Source organism: Aeromonas sp. FDAARGOS 1415 (assembly GCF_019048365.1).
GTDB classification, from domain to species: domain Bacteria; phylum Pseudomonadota; class Gammaproteobacteria; order Enterobacterales; family Aeromonadaceae; genus Aeromonas; species Aeromonas taiwanensis.
Genome location: NZ_CP077363.1, coordinates 555,909 through 580,530 on the forward strand (window position 1 = coordinate 555,909; position 24,622 = coordinate 580,530).

Below are 24,622 nucleotides of genomic sequence, written 5' to 3' on the forward strand. Positions count from 1 at the left end.
CCCTGGAAAAATAAGAGTGAGCCGCAGTGTAAGAAGTTGCGCGCCCATCCATCAAATGAATAGGATGGATTGTCCCATAGATATGGCGAATAATCCCCCCATGAAACTGCACCAGCTCGACCTCAATCTGCTGCTCGCCTTTGACGCCCTGATGACGCAAGGCAGCGTGACCCGCGCCGCCGAATCGCTCTTCGTCAGCCAGCCCGCCATGAGCCACGCGCTCAATCGCCTGCGCACCTTCTTCGACGACCCATTGCTGGTGCGCACCCCCCAGGGGATGCTGCCGACCGCCCGCGCCCAGCGCCTGCACCTGGGGGTGCAGCAGGCGCTGCGGCTGCTGGAGCAGCAGCTCAGCGAGGAGGACGAGTTCGACCCGCGCCACTCGAAGCGGCGCTTTGTGCTCTGCACCACGGACTACGTGGAGTGCGTGCTGATCCCGCCCCTTATCCAGCGCCTCAGGGGGCTGGCGCCGGGCGTCACCATCGAGATCCGCATCCTGCGCGACACCCTGCCGGAGGCGGAGCTGGCGAGCGGCGAGATAGACCTGGTGCTGGGGTTTGACGAATACATGCAGGTGCCGGGGTATCTGGGCAAGGAGACCTGGCTCACCGAGCCCCTGGCCGGGCTGGTGCGCGACACCCTGCCCCTGGAGGACGAACGCATCACGCTGGCGCAGCTGATCGCGATGCCCCACGTGTTCCACTCGCCGCTGGGCACCTCGGAGGCGAGCCTGGATCGCTACCTGAAGACGCTTGGCTTCAGTCGTACCATCTCGGTCAACAGCCAGAGCTATATGTCCGCCGCCGCCATCGTGAGCCAGAGCGATCACCTGCTGGTGCTGCCGAGCATGGTGGCGGAGCTGCTCGCCCATCACTGGCCGCTCAAGAGCCTGCCCCTGCCCGAGGACGTGCCGGACTACCACCTCAACTGCGTCTGGCACCCGGTGCATGCGCAGCAGCCTGCCTTGGTCTGGCTGAAAGCGCTGATGAGAGAGCTGGTCAATCAGGAGTAACCCCCTGCGTCTGGCATGCCAGGTACCACGCGCAGCAGCCGGCCTTGATCTGGCTGAAAGCGCTGATGAGGGCGCTGGTTAATCCGGACTAGCCCCCTGCGTCTGGCATACCACATGCGGGCATCCTGGCGGGTCTAGTGCAAAGAGGGATAGAGGGGAGCAAGCGGAAAAGGAGCGGCGGCGCCCGGGGCACCGCCGCTGATGCCGTGATGCCCCAAGGATTAGCGGGCCTCGCTGGCCGCCTCCAGTTCGCCACAGGCGATGGCGGCCAGCAGGCGGCCATGATCCTCCCGGGTGCGCTCTCCATAGGCCACCGCAAACTCGGTGATGGCCTCGTCCATCACGTCCGACTTGCCGAGATAGCCGGCGATCCGCGCCGCATCCCCGGACTTGGCATGGGCCAGGGCCAGCGCCCAGCCGCAGAGCTGGCAATATTCCACGAAGTGGCGTGGCTTGACCGTGCCTGGGGTCAGATCCATGCCCCCCTTCATGTCCCGCAGCTGGCGCACGTAGTAGTGGCGCTCCCGCAGCTCGCACCAGCCGAGGAAGATATCCGGCGAGCCCTGGATCATCCGCTGCCCCCTGACCACCCGCTGCCCCTGGTTGCCGCTGTCATCCTCGGAGGTGAAATAGGGCGCCAGCACCGAGGGCTGGGCCTCCTTGACCTGCAGGAACAACGGGTCATCGTCGTCGGCCCCCGTCATCAGGATCACCCAGCACCGGGTGCCCACGCTGCCGACCCCGACCACCTTGCGGGCCACGTCGACCACGCGATAGCGCTTGAGCAGAATGCGCCTGTCGGCCGGCAGGGAAGCCAGATAGGCCTCCAGCAGATCGCCGAGCACCACATCGATGGGCTCGCCGTTCTCGGTGTGGGTTTCACGGATGACGAAGGGGTGGAGCTCGCGGATCCTGTGCTGATCGTCCACCAGATCCGTCATCTTGCCGAGCACCTGCAGGTGGTTGCGCCCCCTGGCCTTGGCGAAGGCGGCTTCGACGCTGCGGTGGGCATCCTCGGAGAAGGCGTGAAGGACGGAGGCCTGATCGATGCGATCGTACCAGACATGCATGAAGCCCATCTTGCCGTACTCCCGCATCCGGGTGCGGTATCCGCTCACTATCATCCTGGCCGCCTCCCGCTGGCGGGCGGCGCTGGCCCCGAGGTAGTCCGCCGCCACCAGGGCGCTCGTGGCGAGACGCTTGAGATCCCACTCCCAGGGTCCGATGTGGGTCTCGTCGAAGTCATTGATGGCCAGCACCAGATTGCGCTCAGCACTCGCATAGAGGCCGATGTTGGCCACGTGCATGTCACCGCAGGCCTGCACCATGAGCCCGGTTCTCGGGGTGTCCACCAGATCGGACGCCATGATGGCCGCCGCCCCCCGCAGGAAGGCGAAGGGGGACTCCTGCATTCGGGCGTGGCGCACCGGCACCAGCCACTGCACCCGGGTGTCGGCCTGGGCCTTGAGCACGGCAATGGGATCCCGTCCCGGATGGGGGGCTGGCAACAGGGAATGGGATTCACGAGGAACGTGTTCACGCAGGGCCTTGCCGGCGGCAAAGCGCTCTTCGATGGAGAGGCGCGGCGACGTGAAGTGCAGCAGCATCGCCTGTGACTTGGACTTTTTGGGCATTTCATCTTCCTCCACGGGATCCCCCCATCAAGATGGAAGAGGGGCGCCGCAAGGGCAAGGGGGAAGAGGAAAAATGAGCGGTAGAATAACGCGTTAGCGCGTTCTGGGCAGGGCGGCCATCACCTGGTTGACGACCCCCTCCAGCAGGGCGCGATCGGGGTGACACTGGGCGAAGGTGATCAGCCCCTGGATATTGACCTGCAGGAAGGCGGTCAGGGTGGGCACGTCGCACCCGGCCACCAGCTCCCCCTGCTCGCTCGCCTGGCCCAGCAGCCAGGCCAGGTCGCTTTCCAGCTCCCCATAGATGGCCTTGAAGCGCTGGTGCAGCTCTTCATCCTGTGCCGCCAGCTCCATCAGGGTACGGGTCACCAGGCAGGTGCCGCAGAGGGCATCGTCCACCAGCCGGGTGAAGTAGGCGTGCAGCCCGACCAGCGGACTCCCCTGTGCAAAACAGCTGCGACGCAGGGAACCCTTCTCTTCCACGTAGTGATCCACCGCCGCCAGCAGCAGGCCGCGCTTGTTGCCAAAGGCCGCGTAGAGGCTGCCCGGGTGCAGACCGGTCGCCGCCACCAGCTCCTGCATAGTGGTCTTGGCATACCCTTTGGCGCGAAACGCCTCCATGGCGCTTCGCAGGACAAACGCCCGATCGTATTCGGCAGTGCGCATGGGGTCTCCGTTGGCTATGGTCCCGCAGGACGGTGAAAAACAGGGCGGCAAGTTTACCCCAGCAGACCTGTCCAATCCATGTTGAATGCTTGCTCAAAAAAGACTTGCACACAAACCAAAAAACGTCTTGAATGCGCATTCAAGAATCATCCCCTCAGGACAGACGACCATGGATACCCTGTTTCAGCCGTACCGCCTCAACGACACTCTCACCCTCGCGAACCGTTTCATGATGGCTCCCCTCACCCGCTGCATGGCGGGCCCGGGACTGGTGCCGACCGAGCAGATGGCCGCCTACTACGGCCGCCGCGCCGACATCGGCCTCATCATCTCCGAAGCGACCATCATTCGTCCGGACGGCCAAGGCTACCCCAACACGCCGGGGCTCTACAGCGCCGAGCAGATCGAAGGATGGAAGAAGGTAACCGGCGCCGTGCATGCCAACGGCGGCAAGATCTTCGCCCAGCTGTGGCACGTGGGCCGTCTCTCCCACCCCTTCTTCCACAACGCCGAGGTGCTGGCCCCCTCCGCCGTCGCCCATGAGGGCACGGTGCCGCGCATGCGCGACCTGGTCTATCAGGTGCCCCGTGCCCTGACCGAGAGCGAGATTGCCCAGCTGGTCGAGGATTACGCCCAGGCCGCCGCCAACGCCATCGAGGCGGGCTTCGACGGGGTGGAGATCCACGGTGCCAACGGCTACCTCATCGATCAGTTCCTGCACCACTCAAGCAACCTGCGCACCGACAGCTACGGCGGCAGCCCCGAGAAGATGAGCCGCTTCGCCCTGGAGGTGGTGGATGCCATCGCCGCCCGCATCGGCGGGGATCGCACCGGCCTTCGCCTCTCCCCCGGTGCCTACGTGCACCTGGCAGGGGATGCGCGGGATCGCGCCGTGTTCGACCACCTGCTGGCCGAACTGAACCAGCGCACCCTGGCCTATGTCCACCTTGGCATCTTCGATGACAGCCTCACCTTCGACTACCTGGACGGCCGCGCCTCCGACTACCTACGTGCCCGCTACGACGGCCACCTGGTGGGGGTGGGCAACTACAGCGCCGAGACCGCGCTCGATGCCATCAATGCCGAGCGCTTCGATCTCATCGCCATCGGTCGCCCGCTCATCGCCAACCCGGACTACCTCGCCAAGGTGAAGAAGGGGGAGGCGCTGACTCCCTATGCCGACACCATGCTGGCGGAACTGGTATAAGCCACGCCCCGACACCGCTCCGCAGCCGATACCTGGCTGGCTAAGCGGGTGTGGCGGGCAACGTCACTGACCAAGGATGGGATCCGCGCCCCGGCGCGGGTTTCCAATGTTTGGGCCCCCTCCCGGGCCCTTTTTTCTGCCCGTTTTTCTCCGCCCGTTCGCCCCCTTCTGCCCACCGAAAAAATAGTTGTCACCAACAACCAAAAGGCTATATTGGTTGCGTATCACAACCAACATCACCAGAAGGACACTCATCCATGGATCCCCGCCCCCTGCGCGCCCTGTCACGGGAACTGGTACGCGAACTCGGCATGCTCTCCCAACAGTGTGGCTCCCTGGCCCTCAGCCCCCTGGAAGCCCACCTGCTGATCGAGCTGGAAAACGGCCCCGCCACCAACCAGCAGCTGGCCGAGCGCCTTCGCATCGACAAATCCAACGCCAGCCGCCCCCTGACCCGCCTCGCTGAGCGGGGGCTCATCGCCTGGCAGCCCCACCCCTCGGACGGGCGCAGCAAGGAGGCCACCCTCACAGAGCAGGGCGCGACACAGCTCGAGGAGCTGCACCGGCAGATGGACGAGACCATGGCCGGCGCCCTGGCCCAGCTCTCCCCCGCCGAGTGCGAGCAGATCTGGGAGGGGATACGACTCTATCGCAGCGCCCTCTCCCGCGCCCGCCGTCAGCACGGCTACGTCATCCGCCCCATCCGGGCCGACGACGATCCCCGGATCGCCGCCGTGGTGCGCGCCGTCTCCGCCGAATACGGCCTCACTGCCGACAAGGGCTACGGGGTGGCGGATCCCAACCTCGACTTCCTCCACGAGACCTATCAGGGGGAGCGCAGCCGCTACTGGGTGATCGAGGGCCCCGATGGCACCATTCTGGGCGGCGGCGGCATAGCGCCGCTGGCGGGGGCACCGGATGTGTGCGAGCTGCAGAAGATGTACTTCCTGCCCGCCCTGCGCGGGCTCGGGCTGGGGCGGCGCCTGGTGCTGCAGGCCCTGGCCGAGGCCCGCATCCTGGGTTATCAGCGCTGCTATCTGGAGACCACCGAAGTCTTGCGCGAGGCCACCAGCCTCTACGAGTCCCTGGGCTTCGAGCACCTGCCCGGCCCCCTGGGCTGCACCGGTCACGACGCCTGCGAGATCTGCATGGTGCTGGCGCTCGACGGGAAGGAGGCAATATGAATGAACCGATACGGCTCTCTGCCGGCATACGGGATGTCAGCTTCGGCGAACGGGTGAGGCTGGTTGAACCCGTCAATCTCTACGGCTGCACCCTGGCTGACGATGTCTTTGTCGGCCCCTTCGTGGAAATACAGTCGAACGTCTCCATCGGGCGTGCAACCCGCATCCAGTCCCACAGCTTCATCTGCGAGCATGTGACCATAGGGGAGCGCTGCTTCATCGGCCACGGCGTCATGTTTGCCAATGACCTCTTTCAAGGTGGAGCCCCCGACCCGGATCCCGCCAGCTGGGGCCGCACCCACATCGGGGACAATGTATCCATCGGTTCAAACGCCACCATTCTGCCGGTGCGGATCTGTCAGGGGGCCGTCATCGGTGCCGGCGCCGTGGTGACCCGAGACATCACTATCCCCGGCACCTATGCCGGCAACCCCGCCAGATTGCTGCGCACCTTCTAGTCAGCGCGTCCTCTGTCCGTCATCCCAACCCCTTCTCCCGTTTATCTGGCAAGGAGGGGGAAGGAGGCAAACAAGATCCCGCCCAGTTTCGGGCAGACACAGGATGTCTGCCCTCTCCCTTCGGGAGTGGGCACTCAGGAGGGGAAATAGAACCAGGCGGTCTTGATAAGGGCGTCCTCCACCTCGAACACCGCCACGCTCTCGATGGGCTCGGGGGAGAGGCCATGGATCTTCTCGTGATCGAACACCTTGTTGCCCATGACAGTGCGTGACAACAGCTCGGCCTTGAGCAGCGGTTTGTTGAATCTGTGCTCCGCATAGAAGGCCCGCAGCGCCTCCTTGCCGACGAGGGAGGGGGTTTCGGTCGGCATGCGATAGCCTCTGAAATCCGTGGCAAAGCAGGCCACGAAGGCGTCGAGGTCGTGGGCATTGTAGGCGGCAAACTGCACCTCTACGGGTTGGATGACGGACATGTTCCTCTCCATGAATGAAATTTAAATCACTTATCCTTTTTTTTATTCACCCATCAAGCCCCGGATGGGGATCTCCCCCCTCCCAGAAAACGCCCCATAACAAAAAACCCCGCCGAAGCGGGGTCTCTCTGGTCATCAGCTACCCGCTGGGCGCGGGCGTGGTGATTAGTGTTCGCGGGTCTGGCGGAACTGGACGTCGGCGTGCCGCTCCTGGGCCAGGCGCAGGTTGACCATGGTCGGTGCGATGTAGGTGAGGTTGTCACCGCCATCCAGGGCCAGGTTGACCTCGTTCTTGCGCTTGAACTCCTCGAACTTCTTGACGTCTGTCCCTTCCACCCAGCGGGCGGTGGCGACGTTGACCGCCTCGTAGATGGCCTCGACGTTGTACTCGCTCTTGAGGCGCGAGACCACCACGTCGAACTGCAGCACACCGACCGCACCGACGATGAGATCGTTGCTGATGAGCGGACGGAACACCTGCACCGCCCCCTCTTCGGAGAGCTGCACCAGCCCCTTGAGCAGCTGCTTCTGCTTGAGCGGATCGCGCAGGCGGATGCGGCGGAACAGTTCCGGCGCGAAGTTCGGGATGCCGGTGAACTTGAGATCCTCACCCTGGGTGAAGGTGTCACCGATCTGGATGGTGCCGTGGTTGTGCAGGCCGATGATGTCGCCGGCACAGGCCTCGACCGCCTGTTCGCGGTCACCGGCCATGAAGGTCACGGCGTCGGAGATGTTCACGTCCTTGCCGATGCGCACGTGGCGCATCTTCATGCCCTTGGAGTAGGTGCCTGACACGATGCGCATGAAGGCGATACGGTCGCGGTGTTTCGGGTCCATGTTCGCCTGGATCTTGAACACGAAGCCGGAGAACTTCTCCTCGGTCGCCACCACTTCGCGGCTCTCGGCCTTGCGCGGCATGGGGGCCGGCGCCCAGTCGGTCAGGCCGTCCAGCATGTGGTCGACACCGAAGTTGCCGAGTGCGGTACCGAAGAAGACAGGGGTCATCTCGCCGGCGATGAAGGCGTCATGATCGAACTCGGGGGAGGCGCCCTGCACCAGCTCCAGCTCACCGCGCAGCTGGGCTGCCAGATCCTCGCCGATGGCGGCGTCCAGCTCGGGGTTGTTCAGCCCCTTGACCACCCGCTTCTCCTGGATGGTGTGGCCCTGACCGCTCTGATACAGATAGGTCTCGTCCTTGTAGAGGTGGTAGACACCCTTGAAGGACTTGCCGCAGCCGATGGGCCAGGTGATGGGGGCGCACATGATGTTGAGCTCACGCTCCACCTCGTCCATGACCTCCATGGGATCGCGCACTTCGCGGTCCAGCTTGTTCATGAAGGTGAGGATGGGGGTGTCGCGCAGCCGGGTCACTTCCATCAGCTTGCGGGTCCGGTCTTCAACACCCTTGGCGGCGTCGATGACCATCAGGCAACAGTCGACCGCCGTCAGGGTACGGTAGGTATCTTCGGAGAAGTCCTCGTGACCCGGGGTATCGAGCAGGTTGACCAGGCAGTCGGCGTAGGGGAACTGCATCACGGAGGTGGTGATGGAGATACCGCGCTGCTTCTCCATCTCCATCCAGTCGGACTTGGCGTGCTGGCCCGAGCCACGGCCCTTGACGGTACCGGCGCGCTGAATGGCCTGTCCGAACAGCAAGACCTTTTCGGTGATGGTGGTTTTACCCGCATCCGGGTGCGAGATGATCGCAAAAGTGCGTCTCTTGGAGACTTCACTCAGAAATTCAGCTGACATAATTCGACGTTCTTCTATTGAGCGGCGGCACGGGCCACCGTGGGAATAAATGCGGGACAGCACCTCGGGATCAGGGCGCCCATGCAGGCAACAGCGCCACGCGGGCGGGTCAGGGACCGGCCGGTGGAAACAAGGAAGAGGGTTGCGTTACATGGGTCTTCTCGCCTGAGCCAAAGCAAAATTGCGCGGCATTATACCCGCGCGAGTGAAAAATACCCAGCCCGGCATCGACGGCGCTGGCCCGGGCGGGATCACGACGCCCTCATCACCCGGTTGCGGCCCGCCAGCTTGGCCTCGTACATGGCCTCATCGGCGCGGCGGATCAGTTCGCCCAGGTTGTCATCCTCGCGCTTGAACTCGGCGCAGCCGATGCTGATGCGGATGGGGTGATCCGCCGGCACCTCCTCGATGACGAGACGGGCGACCTCCTGGCGGATCCGCTCCGCCACCTCGGCGGCCTCGTCGAGACGGGTGTCCGGCAGCAGCACCAGAAACTCCTCGCCGCCGTTGCGCCCCACCCTGTCCAGGCTGCGCAGCTGAGACTCGATGCACTGGGCCACGGCGGTCAGCACCCTGTCCCCGACGTGGTGGCCAAGAGTGTCATTGACACGCTTGAAGTGGTCGATGTCCAGCAGCAGCACGCACAGGGGCTTGCCCTCCTCCCGCGCCTGGATAAACCACTTGCGCCCCTTGGCCTGGATCTGGCGCCGGTTGTGGATGCCCGTCAACTCGTCCGTCATGGCGAGGCGCTGCATCTTGCGGGTCCGTCCACGCTGGTGCACCACCAGAATGCCCATCACCAGCAGCAGCAGGAACAACACCAGATATTGCCAGTAGCGCCGCTCCTGCAACTGCTTGAGCTTCTCGGCCTGCAACTGCTGGCTCGCTCTCAGGGTCTGGTTCTCCAGCTCCTTGCGGGAGAGATCGAACTCGAAGCGCATCTGCAGGGTGCGTTGCTCCCGCAGCCGCTGCTCGAGGGCATGACGGGTCTGGACGAAGCTCTTGAGACTGGTCAGCGCCGCCTGGATGTGCCCCTGGCGCTCCAGCACCCGGGCACGCACCTCATGCACCCGGGCGAGAAAACGCAGGTTCTGCTCCCGGGTGAAGACGGGTTCCGCCTTCCCGAGGTGTTGCAGGGCCTCGGCCAGCTTGCCTTCGGCCTCCAGGGCCATGGCCATGACGATGTGCCAGTGGCCCAGGGTCACGCTATCGGCCCCTTCCCTCTGGTGCAGCAGAGCGGCGGCCTCTGCCAGCTTGGTCTTGGCCTGCGGTGTCTTGCCCTGCTTGAGCAGGATGGTGGCCATCTCGATCCGGGTCCAGGCCAGCATGGCCTCCTGCTGCTGCCCCAGGTAGTAGCGCTCCGCCTCCGCCATCAGGGGCAGCGCCTTGCCGTACTCTTCCGTCTCCATATAGAGGAGCCCCTGCTGGCTGTGGATGTCCACCAGATGCTCCTCGTCTTCGAGCTGCCGGTAGTCGTGCTCCAGATCCTTGAAGTAGCTCTCGGCCCGCTCGTAGAAGCCCATCCTGCGGTAGGTGTTGGCGATCCGGGTCAGCACCTCGCGCCCCTTGGCCTCCAGTCCGAGGGACTCGTAGCGGCGGTGGGCATCGATGAGATCCATCAGCCCCTCGGCCAGCTCTCCCTGATAGGCGTACATCTCCCCCCGCAGGTTGAGGGTGTCGGCCCGCTGACGCTCGTCACCCAGCCGGCGGGCCAGAGTCAGGGCCGCGTCGTAATCCTCTCTGGCCTCGACCATGTTGCCAAGCAACTGGCGGTGATAGCCGCGACAGGCGAGCAGGCCCGCCTCCGTGACCCTGTCCTTGCGGGCTCTGGCCTCGGCCAGCCCCTGCTCGGCAAATGCCACGGCGCGCCGGAAGTCGTCGTCCCGCTCGCTCGGCTGGGCCCAGCACAGCAGACGAACGAGGCGCCCCTGTACCTCGGGCGGATATTGTGCTTCTGCGGCGGCCAGGGCGGCGACGCGCTCGCGAAAGTGCTGGACGGGCAGCGACGAGTCTTCCAGCTGCTGCAATTCATGCAGCAGCTCGGGCCCCGAGGGCTGCGCCAGGGCAGGGGTCATCCCCAGCCACAGCAGCAGGCTCAATCCCATCAGGATCTTCATGCAGATTCACTCCCCCCGTTCGCCAGCCAGGATGCCGCGTTCAACGCTCCAATCATATCCCTCCTGCCCCCCGGCCGCACAGTCGCCAGGGCATCGAGACCTTCATCGCCCACGAAACCGCCCCCTGCTATCTCCTTCTTTACAGAAGGAAAGTCTGCATCGACTATATAGGCTTTCAAACGAGGAAGGGATGAGGAATGACCTACGAGGAGCTGCGGGAGGCTTACGACAGGTTGTTGCTGGAGAACGAACGCCTCAAGCGCATCGCCGACGACGCGCGGGAGAAGCTGGATGCCGCCATGGACGGCACCGGCCTGTGCATCTGGCAGAACCATGTGCCCACCGGCAAACTCATCATCTTCAACCGGCGCTGGGGCTCCATGCTCGGCTATCAGCCCAAGGAGCTGTCGGCCCACTTCGACGTCTGGCGCGAACACCTGCACCCGGAGGACAGGGAACAGGTGCTGCAGGCCTTCTTCGATCACCTGGCGGGCAAGAGCCCGTTTTATCAGGCGATGCACCGGATGATCGCCAAGGATGGCAAGACCACCTGGGTGCTGGACCGGGGCCGGGTGGTGGAGCGGGATGAGCAGGGCAACCCCGTCCGGGTGATGGGCACCCACATCGACATCACCCACGAGAAGGAGTACGAGCAGCAGCTTGCCCAGCTTGCCCACCGGGATCCCCTCACCAACCTGCTCAACCGCACGGCCCTGCACCGCCAGTTCCCCGGCGAGCATCAGGCCATCTGCTTCATCGATCTGGACGACTTCAAGCTGGTCAACGACAACCTGGGTCACCGCGCCGGCGACGAACTGCTGATTGCCCTCGCCCAGCGCCTTCGCCATTGCTGCGGCGAGGAGGTGAGGCTCGGCCGGATTGGCGGGGACGAATTCGTGCTGTTGCTGCCCTGGCCGAGCGACGATCCCAGGACCAGTCACCTCGCCCGCCAGTGCATCGACGCCATCGCCACGCCATTCGAGCTGCCCAACGGTGACGCCTCGGTGGGGCTGAGCATGGGGATCGCTGCCATCCGGCCCCAGGACGACTTCAGCACGGCCCTGGCCCGGGCCGACCAGGCCATGTACAGGGTCAAGCGCGGCACCAAGCACGGCTTCCACATCGCCCACCCGAGCGGTCAGCCATTGCTGGACCAGGAGCAGGTCAACGAGCGGGGTCTCTACCACAGGCCCCGCACCTGAAGAGGGTCAAATGGGAAGCGGCCCCATCACCTTGACCGCGCGAATGGCGAAGTGGCTGCTGATGTCGTTGACCATGTCCTGGGACTGCAACCGCCGGATCCACTGCTCGTAGGCGGGCAGGTCGGACACCACCACCTCCAGCAGGTAGTCGTAGTTGCCGGAGACGGTGTGACAACTGATCACCTCCGCCATGGCCGCCACCGCCTGCTCGAAGGCCTCCACCAGCGGCTCCCTGTGCTGACTGAGCCGCACGTTGACGAAGATGGTGATGCCAAGCCCGAGCTTCTCCCGCGCCAGCACGGCGCGATACCCCCGTATATGGCCCTCCCCCTCCAGCCGCTTCAGACGCCGGGCACAGGGGGAGGCAGACAAGCCGACCTGCTCCGCCAGCTCCACGGTCGTGAGGCGCCCATCTTGTTGCAGCAAGCGCAGCAGATGTAAATCAATCCTGTCGAGCATCTTGGTGATATCCGGTAAAAATCCCTTTTGAATTGGCTGAAACTAGCAATTACCCCCGGATTTCTCAAACAGTTTGCCCTGCAACACCCTCCCCCCTGGCGGGATAATGACCCGGGACACACCATGGAGGGAGCCCGATGTCATTCACACCATCACCCCGTTGCAGCGGCTGGGCCGCCGCCCTCGCCACCGTGCTGCTCTGGTCCGGTTTCTTTCTCTCCCTGCGCCTGGGCGCCGAGGAGAAGCTGCCGCCGCAGGCGCTGGCGCTGCTGCGCTTTGGCATCCCGGCCCTGCTGCTCCTCCCCTATTACTGGCGTCACCGCATCCGCCTGCGCCGCACGCCCCTGCGCTGGCAGCTGGCCATGCTGGCGGGGGCCGGCCTGCCCTTCTTCTGGCTCGGCGCCACCGGCATGCAGCTGGCCCCCGTGGCGCAGGGCAGCGCCCTGATCCCGGGCACTGTGCCCCTCATGGTCAGCCTGCTGGGCTTGCTGCTGTGGCGCGCCCCCTGCCCCGTGCAGCGACGCTGGGGGCTCGCCCTCATCGCCCTGGCCACCGCAATCCTGTTGCTGGGCGGAAAACCGGGATTATGGCAGGGACAACTCTGCTTTCTGGGGGCGGCCCTGCTGTGGGCCCTGTTTACGCTGGCGGTCAGACGCAGCGGGCTGGCGGCGCTGGATGCCGCCGCGCTGGTGGCGGTGCCCTCGGCCCTGTTGCTGTTGCCGACGCTCCTGTGGAGCCCCTTGCCCACCGTGAGCCATGCCAGCGTCTGGCTGTGGCAGGGCCTGCTGCAAGGGATAGGCGCCGGCTTGCTGGCGGCGCTCTGTTACGCCCATGCCATCCGCACCCTGGGCGCCGAGGTGAGCTCGGCGCTGGGCTCCCTCACGCCCGTGATGGCGGCCATGCTGGCCTGGTGGCTGCTGGGGGAAACCGTCACGCCGCCGGTGTGGCTTGCGCTTGGCCTCTTGTGTGTCGGGGTGGTGCTGGCCAGTCTGCCGGCACGGCGCGTGTCAGCTGCGCTGCCAGCGGCGCAGCAGGCGACCGCGCAGGCCGCAGTCGAGTAGCCAGCTGTTGTCGAACACCCGCAGGATGGCCGCCTTGGCGTGGCGGGACATGGCCACGGCGTGGAAGCGGGTCTGCTGCGCCCGCCGCTGGTTCATCCGCGCCAGCAGGTCGTGGGGCAGGCTCTGGGCGATGAAGTCGGAGACCACCAGCACATCGGCCTTGGCAAAGGTCGGCTGCTCCAGCTGGATCAGCGCCTGCTCGAGGCAAGGCACCAGATCGGTGCCGCCGTGGAAACTCATGGATAGGAAGCGCTCCGCCTTCTCCAACCCGGTGTCGGCGGTGATCTCCAGGGTCGCCACCTCGGTGGAGAAGAGCATCAGATAGCAGCCGCGCTTCTCGTCCATCGCCACCTTGAGCAGCGCCAGGAACAGCGCCTTGGCGCACTCCTCGGGGTAACCCCCCATGGAGCCCGAGGTATCGACGCAGACGATGAAGGGGCCGCGGGGCTGCACCTCCTGCCCCCCCTGCTCGGGGGAGCGCAGCATCAGGCGCTGCCGCGGCAGGGTGCCCCTGGACTGGTAGCTCAGCAGGCGCCGCTCCAGATAGCGGCGATAGAACTCCAGCTCCAGCTCCGGCAGCGCCAGCATCACCGCCTCGCTCGGCAGCAACCGCATCAGATCGCTGGCCGGGTGCACCCCCACCAGATCGTCAGGCACGTCGTCACTCTGCACCTCTTCCAGCTCATGGACGGGGATCGGCGGCTGGGTCCTGTCCTCGCTGCGCTGCTCCCGCTCGCTGCGCCCCAGCAGGGCGGCGATCTCCGCCAGCAGGGGCTCCTGCTGCAACATGCGGGCGTACTGTTTCACCAGCACCAGGCTGCGCTTGTGCCAGCTGCCCTGGGCCAGATCCCAGAGCCCACCCGCCGAAATCTGGTGCGGATCCAGGGCATCGGCCAGGGTCCGGTTCGCCAGCAGCTGATCCTCTATCTCCTGGCGCTGCTTCTCCCGCTCCGCCTCGGCGATCTGCTGCTGCAACTGCAGCAGGCTGCCCACCAGGCTGGCGCGCCACTTCTCGATGAAGAGCTGGCGCAGGCTCTCGGTGGGCTGGGCCACTATCTGGCGCACCAGGCTGCGGGCGTCCCCGGCGAAGGGGCTGTGCTGCTCCAGGGCCTCCAGCAGGGTCGGCAGCCGTCCCACCAGCTCCGGCAGGGGCAACTGGCGATGCGCCTGATAGAGCAGGTACTCTCGCTCCAGGGCCACCGGCACCGGCTTGTGGCGCATCTCCTCCCCAAGCTGCTCGCTCCAGCGCCGGATGCGCTTTTGCAGCAGCTTGCCCTGCAGGGGCGAGCGCTTGAGAAACTCGGAGATCTTGGGGCTGGAGGCGAGCAAGAGCGCCATCTCCCCCGCCAGCTCCCCCTCTCCCATGAGGAGCCCCAGATCCATCATGCCTATCTCCAGCATCCGCACCTCCCGTTCAGGTGGCGCGCGGCGTCGCCGGGCCGCTCAACTCGCGGCATCCCGGTCCGGGCCGTCGGCGACAGGCACCTCACCCGTCGAGACCCGGCAGGCGATCCCGCCACTGCTGCAACTCGGCCCCCAGGCGCTCCAGATCCCGGTTCAGCACGAAGAAGCTGTCCTCCACCTGCCGCAGCCAGTGCTCCCCCACGAACAGGTGGGGCTGGTGGCGCTCGAACAGGTTCCGCTGTCCCTTGAGGCTCTGCTGCACCCGGTTCACCCGGCTCGCCAGCTCCCCCAGTTCCGCCAGCCAGGGGCTCATCACCACCTCGGGGATGGGGGTCCGCTCCACCAGCATCAGGGGCACGGGCTGGCGCTGGATGTCCAGCACGTGCAGCCGCAGCTGCTCGTCCAGCACCAGCTCGTAGTGCCCCTCCTTGGGGTTGCCAAGCGGCCAGCCCACCAGCGCCTCCCCGGTGGGGTGCCAGTGGGAGAGCAGGGCGCGATCGAAGGTGAGGGTGCCGGTGAGGCGCTCCGGGTCGCTGCCATCCAGGGGCGCCGGGGTGAGCAGCTGGAAATGCACCAGCTTGCCGAACGGCTTGGCGTTGGCCAGCGGCAGCTCGGTGCCGCGGGCACGACGGCCGAACCACTGCTTGCGCTTGACCGCCTTGCAGCCGATGCGCTGGGCGACGGCCCCCTGCAACTGCTTGAACGCCTCGCGCAAGGAGAGCAGCTCCCGGGTCAGCGCCAGCTGCTGATAGCCGTAGAGGCGGGAAAACTCGCCGATCATCTCCAGCAGCGACGTGCGGGACGCCTCGTCGTGCCACAGGCAATCCTTGAACAGCAGCAGATCCAGCGGCGCCACCTCGTCGCGGCCATTGAAGAAGGCGCTCGCCTTGATGAGCCGCACGGCCTTCTTCCAGCGCCGATCAGAGACATAGCAGCCGTGTCCGAGCTGGCTGTCGAGCTGCTGGCGCAGCTGGTAGATGAGCTCGAAGCAGGCGTCGGGCAGGCGCACCTGCTCTATCTCCTCCTGCCAGGCGTCGTACTCCTCCCCGCGGATCTGCACCGCCGGGGTCAGGTTCTGGTGGGACTGGCCATCGCTCGCCAGCATGGCCTGGAAGTTGGACTTCTCCTGCACCCTGTCCATCCAGACCCTTACCAGCATGCGGTCATAGAGTGCCTCCAGCCCGCTGTCCGGGGCGGGCAGCTCGTTGGAGGCGGTGACCAGCAGCCGCATGGGGATGGGGCGCTGGCTGTCGCCGTTGCGAAACTGCCGCTCGTTGATGGCGGTGAGCAGGGTGTTGAGGATGGCGGGCCCCGCCTTCCAGATCTCGTCGAGGAAGACCACCTCGGCCTCCGGCAGGTAGCCGCTGGTCAGTCTCAGGTACTTGCCGTCCTCCTTGAGTGCCTGGATGGAGAGGGGGCCGAACACCTCCTCCGGCGTACTGAAGCGGGTCATCAGGTATTCGAAGTGGCGGGCATCCTGGAAGGCCAGCTTGAGACGCCGCGCGATCAGGCTCTTGGCGATGCCGGGGGGCCCCAGCAGGAAGACGCTCTCGCCACACAGGGCCGCCAGGAGGCCGAGCCGCAGGGCATCCTGGCGCTCGTACAACCCCTCTCCGAGGGCGGCCAGCAACCTGGGCAGACGCTCATGGATGGGGGTGGCACGAACAGTATTCTGGGCTAAAGGCGGCATAGGCACAGTTCCGAAGCTGGTATGGTCATAGGGATTCGGGGTCCGGCCTCTGGCCCCGTCCCGTCGTCATTGTCTGTCACGTCTGCCCCTCGGCCGGCGTTCACCCACCATCGCCGCGAGGCGAAAAGGCAACGTCCGGGGTGCAGCAAAACCCGCGAGAGTGTACTCTGCGCATCAGAATTTACCCCAATGCAGATCAAGAGTGAGCCTTCGTCATGCAAGATCCCCTGCTGGACCCGCTGCGCCAGCGCATCCTGGCCCGTATGGGCATCGCCGTCTGGCAGCTGAGAGGCCAGGCCCTGCCGGGCCAGACGCCGGCTCCGATGCAGGAGGCCGAGCCGACGCAGGCAGAGACCGGGCATCCGCCGGTGGCGGCCGCGCTGCCCCCCGGCAAACTCTGGCTGCAGGCCGACGCCCTGCCCGCCCCGTCCCTGCTCGGGGATATCTGCCGCTGGCTGGGTCTTGGCACGGACGAAGTCTCCCTGATTGCCAGGATCCCCCCGCTGCCCGAGGGGACGACGCCCCCCCTGATCTGGCTCACTGCGCCGGATGCCCGCTGGCCCGACGCCCTGATCTGCCCGCTCGCCCCGGACGCGGCGCACAAGCGCGCCCTGTGGCAGCAGTGCCGGCATCGCCAGCCCGGTTGAACCGGGCCCCCTGACGCAACGACCATGGCACGGCCATGGTATCCCTCGCAAGTCCGAATCCCGCCCGGAGTCACCATGTCTGACCTCTCACCCAGCTTTCGCCCCCTGCTCGAATCCGATTTCGAGGCCATCTACCCCATAGAGCAGGCCGCCCATCGGGAGCCCTGGAGCCAGGCCAACCTGCTCTCCTGCTTCGGGCCCCGCTATCTCAACGGCCTGATGCTGGTGGGCAACCGCCCCGCCGGTTTCTATATCTCGGATCTGGTGGCGGGGGACAGCTCCCTGATGAACATCTGCGTGCACCCCGACTTCCAGGGCAAGGGGCTCGGCCGGGCGCTGCTCAGGGAGTACCTGGCCCGCAGCAAGGCCGGCAAGGCCGAGGCCTGGTTCCTCGAGGTCAGGGCCGGCAACCAGACCGCCATCAACCTCTACGAGAGCGAGGGGTTTGCCGAGTATTGCCGCCGCGCCGACTACTACGGCACCGGCCAGGATCGGGAAGATGCCGTGCTGATGTCCCGCCTGTTCGACTTCGGTTAAGAACGCGGCATCTCAGGGTTTCGGCCACTGTTCATGGCCGGATCCCGTTATCCGCCCCCATCAGGGCAGGGGCGCATTGTCGATGGCGGGATCCTCCAGGCTGAGGGTCACCCTCAGCACGGCCTCGAAGGCGGGTTCAGAGAGCGGCATGAAGAAGCCGCGACCATAGGTGACGCCCGGCATCCAGATCTGTTCCAGATCCACCGCAATCTTGACGGGGCGCAGGGGCTCCCCGGGGCGCTGGACATAGATGCCAGGGGCCGTCGCCACCCTGGGGAAGCGGCGCAGGATATGCTCGCTGCCATCCCCCGCCTCCGGATTGAGCCGCACCTTGGCCAGCCCCGCCAGGGCGGACTGCATCTCGGGGGCACGCCACAACAGCTTGTCGAGAGCCTTGCAGCGCCGACACTTGGCGCGTTCGATCACATAGAGCAGGGGATAGCCCTCGCTCAGGGCCAGGCGCTGAGCCTGCTCGTATCCCTCGGCCCCGTTCAGCCAGGGATTCTCCTGCCCATCTCCCCCACCCAGCGCAAACCAGAGCGCGCCGGCCCCGGCCAGGAGCAGCAAGGCTCCGGTGAACAGACTCTTGATCCCGATGTTCATGGCTCGACTCCCTGAATGAATCCGACCCTTGCGCTTATCATGCCTGACTCTCCCCAAGTTGACGACTTTGTGATCCAGGACAAATGGCGAACACTTGTAAGCTGTAATAGTAGAGTTTAAACTCCAGCCCCGTTTTCAGTGCCCCTGCGGGCGCACAACTGTTACTTGAGGATGAGTGAGATGTCGCAGTTTCATCTGGTTAGAGTGATGCGCGAGCGTATTGCGCGCCTTGGCAACAAGGCAGCCTTGCGCGTCCAGCAGGATGGTCAATGGCGCGCCATCGGCTGGCGAACCCTGGGCCAGGCCATGGATTACTGCGCCCAGGGGCTGATCCGCGCCGGCCACCAGTCCGGCGAGATGGTCGGCATCTACGCCCGCAACATGCCGGAGTGGACCCAGGCCGATCTCGGCATCCTGGCCGCCCGTGGCGTCAGCGTGCCCATCTACCCCACCAGCACCCAGGATCAGCTGCGCTACATCGTCAAGGACGCCGGCATCAAGGTGCTGTTCGTGGGGGAACAGCCCCAGTTCGATCAGGCGCTGAGTCTGCTGCAAGCGGGCGAGATCGCCCAGATTGTCGCCCTGGACGGCACCGTCGATCTGCGCGGCTGCGCGGCGGCCAGCCACTTCCAGACCTTCCTCGTCTCCGGCAACCATCAGCCCAGCGAGCTGGTGCGTCAGGAGCGGGAGCAGAAGTACCGGATGGACGATCTGCTGACCCTGATCTACACCTCGGGCACCACGGGCGAGCCCAAGGGGGTCATGCTCGATTTCGCCAACATGGCCGCCTGCTTCGAGATGCACGATCGCCGCCTCGACCTCAGCGAGCAGGATGTGTCTCTGTGCATGCTGCCGCTCAGCCACGTGTTCGAGCGCGCCTGGACCTACTACGTGCTCTACTGCGGTGCCGAGAACGTCTACATCCGCGACCCCCAGAAGGTGATGGAGGTGATCGGCGAGGTGAAACCCACCGTGATGTGCGCCGTCCCCCGCCTCTACGAGAAGGCCTATGCCATGATCCAGGCGAAGGTCGCCGAGGCCCCGCCCCTGCGCCGCGCCCTGTTCGGCTGGGCCACCCGGGTGGGCAAGCAGATGGTCGCCACCCGCCAGGCGGGCAAGACCGCCTCCCCCCTGCTCTACGGCCAGCTCTGGCTCGCCGAGCGCCTGGTGTTTCGCAAGCTGCGCGCCCGCTTCGGCGGCCGCACCCGCTTCCTGCCGGTGGCCGGCGCCCGCCTCGCCGACGAGGTGAACCTCTTCTTCCAGGCCATGGGGCTCAACCTCAAGTACGGCTATGGCATGACAGAAACCACCGCCACCGTCTGCTGCTACGAGGACACCCGGTTCAAGCTGGGCTCCATCGGTACGGCCCTCGGCGGCATCGAGGTGAAACTCGGTGAGAACAACGAACTGCTGGTGCGCTCCCCGACCGTGATGCGCGGCTACTACAACAAGCCGCAAGCCACTGCCGAGGTGATGACCGAGGACGGCTTCCTGCGCACCGGCGATGCCGGCGAGCTGGACGGCCAGGGCAACATCTACTTCACCGAGCGCCTCAAGGAGCTGATGAAGACCTCCAACGGCAAGTACGTGGCCCCCCAGCTGGTGGAAGGGACGCTGGGCAAGGATCGCTTCATCGAACAGATCGCCATCGTCGCCGATGCCCGCCACTTCGTGTCGGCGCTCATCGTGCCCTGCTTCGAATCGCTGGAGGAGTACGCCCGCTCCATCAATCTGCAATACCAGTGCAAGACCGAGCTTTTGCGCCACTCCAGGGTGATGGAGTTCTTCGAGGCTCGCATCCAGGATCTGCAAAAGGAGCTGGCCAAGTTCGAGCAGGTGAAGAAGTTCACCCTGCTGCCGAGCGCCTTCTCCATGGAGCTCGGGGAGATCACCCCCACCATGAAGCTGCGCCGCAAGATCATCGAGGCCAAGTACCAGCGCGAGATAGAAGCCATGTACAGCCACGTCTGACACTGCCTCTGCATCGCCAACAAAGCCGCTCCATGAGCGGCTTTTTTGTTGCTCGTTCAGCGCCAGTCAGCCACGACAACGCACATTGGCACACCTGACAAGGAGCCTCCTTCGAGGAAGCGATGTATCACGCCACTCAACGCCCATTCCCATGAAGCTGACCAAGCTCGACCTGCACGGCAAGAAACACTACTACCTGCTGCTCCATGACCAGCTCGAGCTGGACCACTGGTCGCTGCAGCAGACCGACCAGACCCGCCGTCTGGAGCGCATCGCCAGCAGCCAGTTCTGGCTTCATCCCGCCAGCAACAGCCTGTGCAAGATAGTGCCCGACAAGTACCCGCGCTGGACTCTCCGCTGGTGGTGCCGGGACCAGCTCAGCAAGCGCCTGGTCGGTCATATCGACGCCCTGCGCGAGTGGCAGAGCAATCGCCGCCTGCGCAAGGCCGGGCTCCAGACCGTCCAGTGCAAGGCGGCCGGCATCGCCCTCAACCCGCTCAATCCCCACGCCTCCTTCCTGGCGGTGCACTACCTGGCGGAACACTGCTCCGGCGAGCACTACTTCGAGCAGGCCGACGAGGCGGCTCGCCTGGCCCTGCTACAACGGCTCGCCCGGGACATCTATCAGCTGGCGAGGCACGGCTACTACCACCGGGATCTGCATCTGGGCAACCTGATGCTCTCCCCTTCCGGCCACATCGTCTGGATCGATACCCATGTGCGCCGCCTGCCCGGCAACCGGGAGCGGCTGCGCAAGACAATCCTCGCCTCCCTTGAGCCCGGCAAGCTGTTCGGGCAGTGCTACCGGGATTACTTGCTGACCCAGCTGCGGCGCCTGGCGGGACTGCCTCACCCCTCCCTTATGAAGCCGGAACCCCGCTGACCAGCCCGTGCTCCCGCCCCCGGGGGCAGGACAATGAAAAAGCCGCTCATGGAGCGGCTTGTGGCTGTCTGCCTGCGACTCAGGGCAACTTGACCAGGGGCTGCTCGCGCAGCTCGGTGGCCCGGCCGCCCTGGATCTTCTCCACCCGGGCCAGGGCTTCGTTCACCTCGTCGGCATTTTGCAGCAGACGATAGGTCAGATCGAAGGTCTTGGTCTCCCCCGGCTGGATCTTGGGGACCAGCCCGAGCGGGCGCTGGTACTTGGTGCTGTAGGCATAGCTGGTACCGGGTTCGATGCCGGTCACATAGCCCTGGGCCCGGGTGTCGGTGTTCTTCCAGAGCGTGAGCACCGGCAGCTGTCTGGTGTTGTAACCCACCGCCACCCCGGCGTTGCCGGCCTTGTTGTTCAGCACCGCCAGAGTATTGCCGTCGGCGTCGCTGTAGGGCACCAGGTTGAACACCATCTCGTCGAAGCCCTTGGTGGGCCCCAGATAGGTTTGCCAGCCCTTGAGTCCGGCCTTGGCGTAGTCGTTGAACGGGGAGATCTGCTTCACCGGCGTGCTCACCCTGGCTCCCTCCTCCAGAATGGGAGCCCCGAAGTTGCCGTGATAGATGATCTGGTACTCGTTCTCGTAGTCCGCGTGGTTGGTCAGCTTGTCCTGCAGGGCAAACTCCGCCTGGCCCGGCACTACGCTCAGCTGGGTCCAGGTGACCAGCTCGCTCATCTTGAAGGTGCGCTCGTCCACCCGGCCCAGCACATGGATGGCATAGGGGGGCTCCTCGTCCACGGTCACGCTGACCACGGAGGCGGGGATGTTCTGCACCCGGCCGTGCAGGCTCTTGAGGCGGCCGTCGTCATCCACCCCGGGGTGACCCGTCCACTCATAGCCGCAACGCACCAGCATCTCGTTGAAGCCGTCGAGCCAGCCAAGGCCGGCACGGCTCTCCAGATCGATGAAGGCGGGGTTGACCACCTCCTTGACCGGCGAATCCCAGCCGAGGCGCAGATCGGCCGCCTTGACCTCCTTGATCCCCATGCCGCGGGTCGGCACCAGGGTGATCTTCATGACGCCGTTGTCGACGATGAGCAGATCCACCCCCTCCTGACGGCCGCCATGCAGGCGCTTCTTCTCGATGGTGAAGGGGGTCGGGCTCTTGATCCCCAGCTTGTCGCTGGTGATCTTCCAGTCCCCCACGTCCAGTCCCTGCTGGGAGTCAGTCAGCAGGAATTCGGCGGCATGGCCTGCGGTAGTGCCCAGGGCGAGCAACACGGCGATGGAGAGTTTCTTCAACATGGCTTTATCCTCGTGTCTCTTGTTTTTGTAGAAGCTGAATCGTTTCAGTGATCGAAAACTAGGCGTCTGACGCCCCGGACTCAAGAGACAAAAGGGGAAAATGTGAGCCGATTGACAATAAAAACGGCACTTGCCCTGCTGAAGTGAAGGCTGACTCACAGTTATGAAAGGAGGGAAAACCGGCGGGGCGCCGAGAGGGAGCAGGCCCTCTCACCCCGCCCGCATCACATCAGGCAAGGGCCAGCGCCACTGCGGCCTCGGCGTGGATGGCGGTGGTGTCGTAGAGGGGCACGGCTGCCTCGCACTCCCCCACCAACAGAGCTATCTCGGTGCACCCCAGGATCACCGCCTGGGCACCCGCCGCGGCCAGGGCGGCGATGATGGCCAGGTACTCGGCCCGGGACGACTCGCGAAGATCGCCGAGGCAGAGCTCGTCATAGATGATGCGGTGCACCCGCTCTCGCTCGGCCTCCTCTGGCACCAGTACCTCCAGCCCGAAGCGCTCCTGCAGCCGCCCCTTGTAGAAATCCTGCTCCATGGTGAAGCGGGTACCGAGCAGGCCGACCCTTTGTATCCCGTCCGCCTGCAGCTGACGAGCGGTGGCATCGGCGATATGGAGCAGCGGGATGTCGATGGCGGCCTCGATCTCTGGCGCCACCTTGTGCATGGTGTTGGTGCCGATCAGCAGGAAATCCGCGCCGCCAGCCTGGATGGCCCTGGCCTCGGCCGCCAGCAGGCGGGCAGTGGCGGGCCAGTCACCGGCGTGCTGCAGCCGCTCTATCTCGGCGAAGTCGACGCTGGCAAGCAGCACCCGCGCCGAGTGCAGGCCGCCGAGGCGCGCTCGCACGCCCCGGTTGAGAGCCTGGTAATAGCTGACGGTGGACTCCCAGCTCATGCCACCCAGCAGACCGATACATTTCATGGGACCTCCTTGCCCCTCGGGGCACAGGGCAGTGCTCGCCTCATGGTGCACCGCCGACGGCATAAAAAAAGGCCCCGAAGGGCCAACAAGACAGCCGGTAAAGGCTCAGGCCGAGGCCTAAACCCAGATCATCAGCACGCAGGCCGCGGTGGCGAGCCCCATGCCCAGATTGAAACGACGCCAGCCCCTGGCGGTGCGGATGAGACGGCGCACCTGGGCACCGAACAACACCCAGAAGGCACCGGTATAGAGGCCGGTCACGAAGAAGATGCCGAGCACCCAGCCGGCAGACGGCCAGTAGGACTCCCCCGCCAGGGTGAAGCCGCTGATGGCGGAGAGCGCCATCATCCAGGCCTTGGGGTTGAGCAGCTGCAGCATGGCCCCCTGATGGGCCGGGATGAGCGGCCGGTTGCCCTCGGCCGGGCCACTGGCGTTGGCCACCTTCCAGGCCAGCCAGAGCAGGTAGGCCGAGCCCACCAACTTGAGGCCGTCGTGCAGCAGCGGCACCTGCTCGAACACCACTCCGAGCCCCAGGGCCGTGGCCAGGATCATCAGGTTGATGCCTCCTACCACCCCCACCAGCAGGGGCACGCTGCGGCGAAATCCCTGGGCGGCCCCGGCACTGGTGAGCAACATGTTGTTGGGGCCCGGCGTGCCACAGGTGATGAGGGCAAAGCCCGCCAGGGGAAGCAACCAGTTCAGATCCATCTCAACCTCTTTCAGATACGGCAAGCCTCCTAATATGCAGAGCCGACGCCCTGGCGACAAGGCCGGCAATGCATTTTCTTTGCATGAATAATCAGGCAAGCATCAATACCAGAGCATCACCACACAGAGGGCGGTGAGCGCCCCCAGGCTGCCATTGAGCCGGCGCCACCCCTTGTCCGAGTTGATCCAGCGGCTGAGCTGATGACCGAACACCACCCAGGCAAAGCAGACCGGCAGTCCCGCCATGGGGAAGACGGCCATGATGCCCCCCATGCTGGGCCAGTAGTCGCTCCCCGGCAGACTGAACAGGCTGATGGCGGAGATCCCCATCATCCAGGCCTTGGGATTGAGGAACTGGAACCCCAGCCCCTCCAGCAGGGTCAGCGGGCGGGCACGGCTGGCCGGATCACCGGGAGCCCCGGCCACGGCGATGCGCCAGGCCAGCCAGAGCAGATAGAGGCTGCCCAGCACCTGCAAGCTGAGCTTGAGCAGGGGCCAGCGCTCGAACAACGGATAGAAGCCGAGCGCCAGTACCAGTTGCAGCACGGGCTGGCCCACGGCCACCCCGATGAGGTGGGGCAGGGTGCGGCGCACCCCGAAGTTCGCGCCGGACGCGGTCAGCATGAGATTGTTGGGGCCTGGTGTGCCGCAGGTGAGCAGCGCAAAGCCAAACAGGGTGGCATACCATTCGATCGTCATCTTTTTGTACTCCTGAACCGCCACATTGTATCGATACAA

At 65.3% G+C, this 24,622-nt stretch carries 23 protein-coding genes; 10 read left to right on the forward strand and 13 right to left on the reverse strand.

The genetic code is table 11. The features are described from left to right. Nucleotides 1-100 precede the first annotated feature (100 nt). Nucleotides 101-1,012, forward strand: a complete 912-nt coding sequence (locus I6L45_RS02595; protein ID WP_216984159.1) for a LysR family transcriptional regulator — start codon at nucleotides 101-103, stop codon at nucleotides 1,010-1,012. A gap of 221 nt (nucleotides 1,013-1,233) precedes the next feature. On the opposite strand, the gene I6L45_RS02600 is transcribed toward I6L45_RS02595, so the two are convergent. After that, complete coding sequence (locus tag I6L45_RS02600; protein ID WP_216983379.1) at nucleotides 1,234-2,646, reverse strand: DUF2252 domain-containing protein; 1,413 nt, start codon at nucleotides 2,644-2,646, stop codon at nucleotides 1,234-1,236. Between the two features lie 93 nt (nucleotides 2,647-2,739). Continuing rightward, nucleotides 2,740-3,312 (reverse strand): TetR/AcrR family transcriptional regulator, encoded by a 573-nt coding sequence (locus I6L45_RS02605; RefSeq protein WP_043758054.1) that lies wholly within the window; start codon nucleotides 3,310-3,312, stop codon nucleotides 2,740-2,742. 169 nt (nucleotides 3,313-3,481) lie between these two features. On the opposite strand from I6L45_RS02605, the gene I6L45_RS02610 reads away from it, so the two are divergent. From I6L45_RS02610 to I6L45_RS02620, 3 genes are all read left to right on the forward strand, one after another. Next, nucleotides 3,482-4,519: an alkene reductase gene (locus I6L45_RS02610; protein WP_216983380.1), complete on the forward strand. Its 1,038-nt coding sequence runs from the start codon at nucleotides 3,482-3,484 to the stop codon at nucleotides 4,517-4,519. A gap of 257 nt (nucleotides 4,520-4,776) precedes the next feature. Next, a complete protein-coding gene (locus tag I6L45_RS02615; RefSeq protein ID WP_216983381.1) occupies nucleotides 4,777-5,703 on the forward strand; it encodes a GNAT family N-acetyltransferase in 927 nt (308 codons plus the stop codon). Next, entirely contained in the window at nucleotides 5,700-6,161 is a 462-nt protein-coding gene (locus tag I6L45_RS02620; protein ID WP_216983382.1) for an acyltransferase, read from the forward strand. Before I6L45_RS02615 ends, I6L45_RS02620 begins: the two co-directional genes overlap by 4 nt. A 134-nt stretch (nucleotides 6,162-6,295) precedes the next feature. Here I6L45_RS02620 and I6L45_RS02625 read toward each other — a convergent pair whose 3' ends face one another. From I6L45_RS02625 to I6L45_RS02635, 3 genes are all read right to left on the reverse strand, one after another. Then, nucleotides 6,296-6,634, reverse strand: coding sequence for a nuclear transport factor 2 family protein (locus I6L45_RS02625; RefSeq protein WP_216983383.1), 339 nt, complete (start codon nucleotides 6,632-6,634; stop codon nucleotides 6,296-6,298). A 165-nt stretch (nucleotides 6,635-6,799) separates the two neighbouring features. After that, nucleotides 6,800-8,389, reverse strand: coding sequence for a peptide chain release factor 3 (prfC, locus tag I6L45_RS02630; protein WP_152552594.1), 1,590 nt, complete (start codon nucleotides 8,387-8,389; stop codon nucleotides 6,800-6,802). A gap of 248 nt (nucleotides 8,390-8,637) precedes the next feature. Then, nucleotides 8,638-10,503 carry a GGDEF domain-containing protein gene (locus I6L45_RS02635; protein WP_216983384.1) on the reverse strand — a complete coding sequence of 622 codons (1,866 nt, stop codon included), beginning with the start codon at nucleotides 10,501-10,503 and terminating at the stop codon, nucleotides 8,638-8,640. A gap of 197 nt (nucleotides 10,504-10,700) precedes the next feature. On the opposite strand from I6L45_RS02635, the gene I6L45_RS02640 reads away from it, so the two are divergent. Beyond that, a complete protein-coding gene (locus I6L45_RS02640; protein WP_216983385.1) occupies nucleotides 10,701-11,705 on the forward strand; it encodes a sensor domain-containing diguanylate cyclase in 1,005 nt (334 codons plus the stop codon). A 6-nt stretch (nucleotides 11,706-11,711) separates the two neighbouring features. Here I6L45_RS02640 and I6L45_RS02645 read toward each other — a convergent pair whose 3' ends face one another. Next, nucleotides 11,712-12,164: an Lrp/AsnC family transcriptional regulator gene (locus I6L45_RS02645; RefSeq protein WP_043758031.1), complete on the reverse strand. Its 453-nt coding sequence runs from the start codon at nucleotides 12,162-12,164 to the stop codon at nucleotides 11,712-11,714. Between the two features lie 137 nt (nucleotides 12,165-12,301). Between I6L45_RS02645 and I6L45_RS02650 the strand changes: the two genes are divergently transcribed. Continuing rightward, entirely contained in the window at nucleotides 12,302-13,225 is a 924-nt protein-coding gene (locus tag I6L45_RS02650; protein WP_134696050.1) for a DMT family transporter, read from the forward strand. Here I6L45_RS02650 and viaA read toward each other — a convergent pair. Together viaA and I6L45_RS02660 are read right to left on the reverse strand one after the other, a co-directional pair. Next, nucleotides 13,172-14,626: an ATPase RavA stimulator ViaA gene (gene viaA / locus I6L45_RS02655; protein ID WP_216983386.1), complete on the reverse strand. Its 1,455-nt coding sequence runs from the start codon at nucleotides 14,624-14,626 to the stop codon at nucleotides 13,172-13,174. The genes I6L45_RS02650 and viaA overlap by 54 nt on opposite strands. An 85-nt stretch (nucleotides 14,627-14,711) precedes the next feature. Next, nucleotides 14,712-16,319, reverse strand: a complete 1,608-nt coding sequence (locus tag I6L45_RS02660) for an ATPase RavA domain-containing protein (protein ID WP_216983387.1) — start codon at nucleotides 16,317-16,319, stop codon at nucleotides 14,712-14,714. 215 nt (nucleotides 16,320-16,534) lie between these two features. Between I6L45_RS02660 and I6L45_RS02665 the strand changes: the two genes are divergently transcribed. Continuing rightward, nucleotides 16,535-16,966, forward strand: coding sequence for a DNA polymerase III subunit psi (locus I6L45_RS02665; RefSeq protein WP_254204364.1), 432 nt, complete (start codon nucleotides 16,535-16,537; stop codon nucleotides 16,964-16,966). 75 nt (nucleotides 16,967-17,041) lie between these two features. After that, nucleotides 17,042-17,503, forward strand: a complete 462-nt coding sequence (rimI, locus tag I6L45_RS02670) for a ribosomal protein S18-alanine N-acetyltransferase (RefSeq protein WP_043758024.1) — start codon at nucleotides 17,042-17,044, stop codon at nucleotides 17,501-17,503. Between the two features lie 60 nt (nucleotides 17,504-17,563). Here rimI and I6L45_RS02675 read toward each other — a convergent pair whose 3' ends face one another. Continuing rightward, nucleotides 17,564-18,106 (reverse strand): thioredoxin family protein, encoded by a 543-nt coding sequence (locus I6L45_RS02675; protein WP_216983388.1) that lies wholly within the window; start codon nucleotides 18,104-18,106, stop codon nucleotides 17,564-17,566. Between the two features lie 180 nt (nucleotides 18,107-18,286). On the opposite strand from I6L45_RS02675, the gene I6L45_RS02680 reads away from it, so the two are divergent. Next, complete coding sequence (locus tag I6L45_RS02680; protein ID WP_114523145.1) at nucleotides 18,287-20,077, forward strand: long-chain fatty acid--CoA ligase; 1,791 nt, start codon at nucleotides 18,287-18,289, stop codon at nucleotides 20,075-20,077. Nucleotides 20,078-20,228: 151 nt separating this feature from the next. Beyond that, entirely contained in the window at nucleotides 20,229-20,960 is a 732-nt protein-coding gene (locus I6L45_RS02685) for a lipopolysaccharide kinase InaA family protein (protein ID WP_216983389.1), read from the forward strand. A 79-nt stretch (nucleotides 20,961-21,039) separates the two neighbouring features. Here I6L45_RS02685 and I6L45_RS02690 read toward each other — a convergent pair whose 3' ends face one another. The 4 genes from I6L45_RS02690 to I6L45_RS02705 form a co-directional block, all read right to left on the reverse strand. Further along, nucleotides 21,040-22,254: an aldose 1-epimerase family protein gene (locus I6L45_RS02690; protein ID WP_216983390.1), complete on the reverse strand. Its 1,215-nt coding sequence runs from the start codon at nucleotides 22,252-22,254 to the stop codon at nucleotides 21,040-21,042. Between the two features lie 229 nt (nucleotides 22,255-22,483). Then, nucleotides 22,484-23,176, reverse strand: a complete 693-nt coding sequence (locus tag I6L45_RS02695; RefSeq protein WP_043758014.1) for an aspartate/glutamate racemase family protein — start codon at nucleotides 23,174-23,176, stop codon at nucleotides 22,484-22,486. Nucleotides 23,177-23,293: 117 nt separating this feature from the next. After that, on the reverse strand, nucleotides 23,294-23,884 hold the full coding sequence (locus tag I6L45_RS02700) for a LysE family translocator (protein ID WP_043758011.1): 591 nt from the start codon (nucleotides 23,882-23,884) through the stop codon (nucleotides 23,294-23,296). Between the two features lie 102 nt (nucleotides 23,885-23,986). Then, complete coding sequence (locus I6L45_RS02705) at nucleotides 23,987-24,583, reverse strand: LysE family translocator (RefSeq protein ID WP_216983391.1); 597 nt, start codon at nucleotides 24,581-24,583, stop codon at nucleotides 23,987-23,989. Between the last annotated feature and the right edge of the window lie 39 nt (nucleotides 24,584-24,622).

Bases quoted from the DNA above. Each gene is read 5' to 3' on its own strand.
- I6L45_RS02595 (WP_216984159.1), top strand. From the start codon at position 101: ATGAAACTGCACCAGCTCGACCTCAATCTGCTGCTCGCCTTTGACGCC.
- I6L45_RS02600 (WP_216983379.1), bottom strand. From the start codon at position 2,646: ATGCCCAAAAAGTCCAAGTCACAGGCGATGCTGCTGCACTTCACGTCG.
- I6L45_RS02605 (WP_043758054.1), bottom strand. From the start codon at position 3,312: ATGCGCACTGCCGAATACGATCGGGCGTTTGTCCTGCGAAGCGCCATG.
- I6L45_RS02610 (WP_216983380.1), top strand. From the start codon at position 3,482: ATGGATACCCTGTTTCAGCCGTACCGCCTCAACGACACTCTCACCCTC.
- I6L45_RS02615 (WP_216983381.1), top strand. From the start codon at position 4,777: ATGGATCCCCGCCCCCTGCGCGCCCTGTCACGGGAACTGGTACGCGAA.
- I6L45_RS02620 (WP_216983382.1), top strand. From the start codon at position 5,700: ATGAATGAACCGATACGGCTCTCTGCCGGCATACGGGATGTCAGCTTC.
- I6L45_RS02625 (WP_216983383.1), bottom strand. From the start codon at position 6,634: ATGTCCGTCATCCAACCCGTAGAGGTGCAGTTTGCCGCCTACAATGCC.
- I6L45_RS02635 (WP_216983384.1), bottom strand. From the start codon at position 10,503: ATGAAGATCCTGATGGGATTGAGCCTGCTGCTGTGGCTGGGGATGACC.
- I6L45_RS02640 (WP_216983385.1), top strand. From the start codon at position 10,701: ATGACCTACGAGGAGCTGCGGGAGGCTTACGACAGGTTGTTGCTGGAG.
- I6L45_RS02645 (WP_043758031.1), bottom strand. From the start codon at position 12,164: ATGCTCGACAGGATTGATTTACATCTGCTGCGCTTGCTGCAACAAGAT.
- I6L45_RS02650 (WP_134696050.1), top strand. From the start codon at position 12,302: ATGTCATTCACACCATCACCCCGTTGCAGCGGCTGGGCCGCCGCCCTC.
- viaA (WP_216983386.1), bottom strand. From the start codon at position 14,626: ATGCTGGAGATAGGCATGATGGATCTGGGGCTCCTCATGGGAGAGGGG.
- I6L45_RS02660 (WP_216983387.1), bottom strand. From the start codon at position 16,319: ATGCCGCCTTTAGCCCAGAATACTGTTCGTGCCACCCCCATCCATGAG.
- I6L45_RS02665 (WP_254204364.1), top strand. From the start codon at position 16,535: ATGCAAGATCCCCTGCTGGACCCGCTGCGCCAGCGCATCCTGGCCCGT.
- rimI (WP_043758024.1), top strand. From the start codon at position 17,042: ATGTCTGACCTCTCACCCAGCTTTCGCCCCCTGCTCGAATCCGATTTC.
- I6L45_RS02675 (WP_216983388.1), bottom strand. From the start codon at position 18,106: ATGAACATCGGGATCAAGAGTCTGTTCACCGGAGCCTTGCTGCTCCTG.
- I6L45_RS02680 (WP_114523145.1), top strand. From the start codon at position 18,287: ATGTCGCAGTTTCATCTGGTTAGAGTGATGCGCGAGCGTATTGCGCGC.
- I6L45_RS02685 (WP_216983389.1), top strand. From the start codon at position 20,229: ATGAAGCTGACCAAGCTCGACCTGCACGGCAAGAAACACTACTACCTG.
- I6L45_RS02690 (WP_216983390.1), bottom strand. From the start codon at position 22,254: ATGTTGAAGAAACTCTCCATCGCCGTGTTGCTCGCCCTGGGCACTACC.
- I6L45_RS02695 (WP_043758014.1), bottom strand. From the start codon at position 23,176: ATGAAATGTATCGGTCTGCTGGGTGGCATGAGCTGGGAGTCCACCGTC.
- I6L45_RS02700 (WP_043758011.1), bottom strand. From the start codon at position 23,884: ATGGATCTGAACTGGTTGCTTCCCCTGGCGGGCTTTGCCCTCATCACC.
- I6L45_RS02705 (WP_216983391.1), bottom strand. From the start codon at position 24,583: ATGACGATCGAATGGTATGCCACCCTGTTTGGCTTTGCGCTGCTCACC.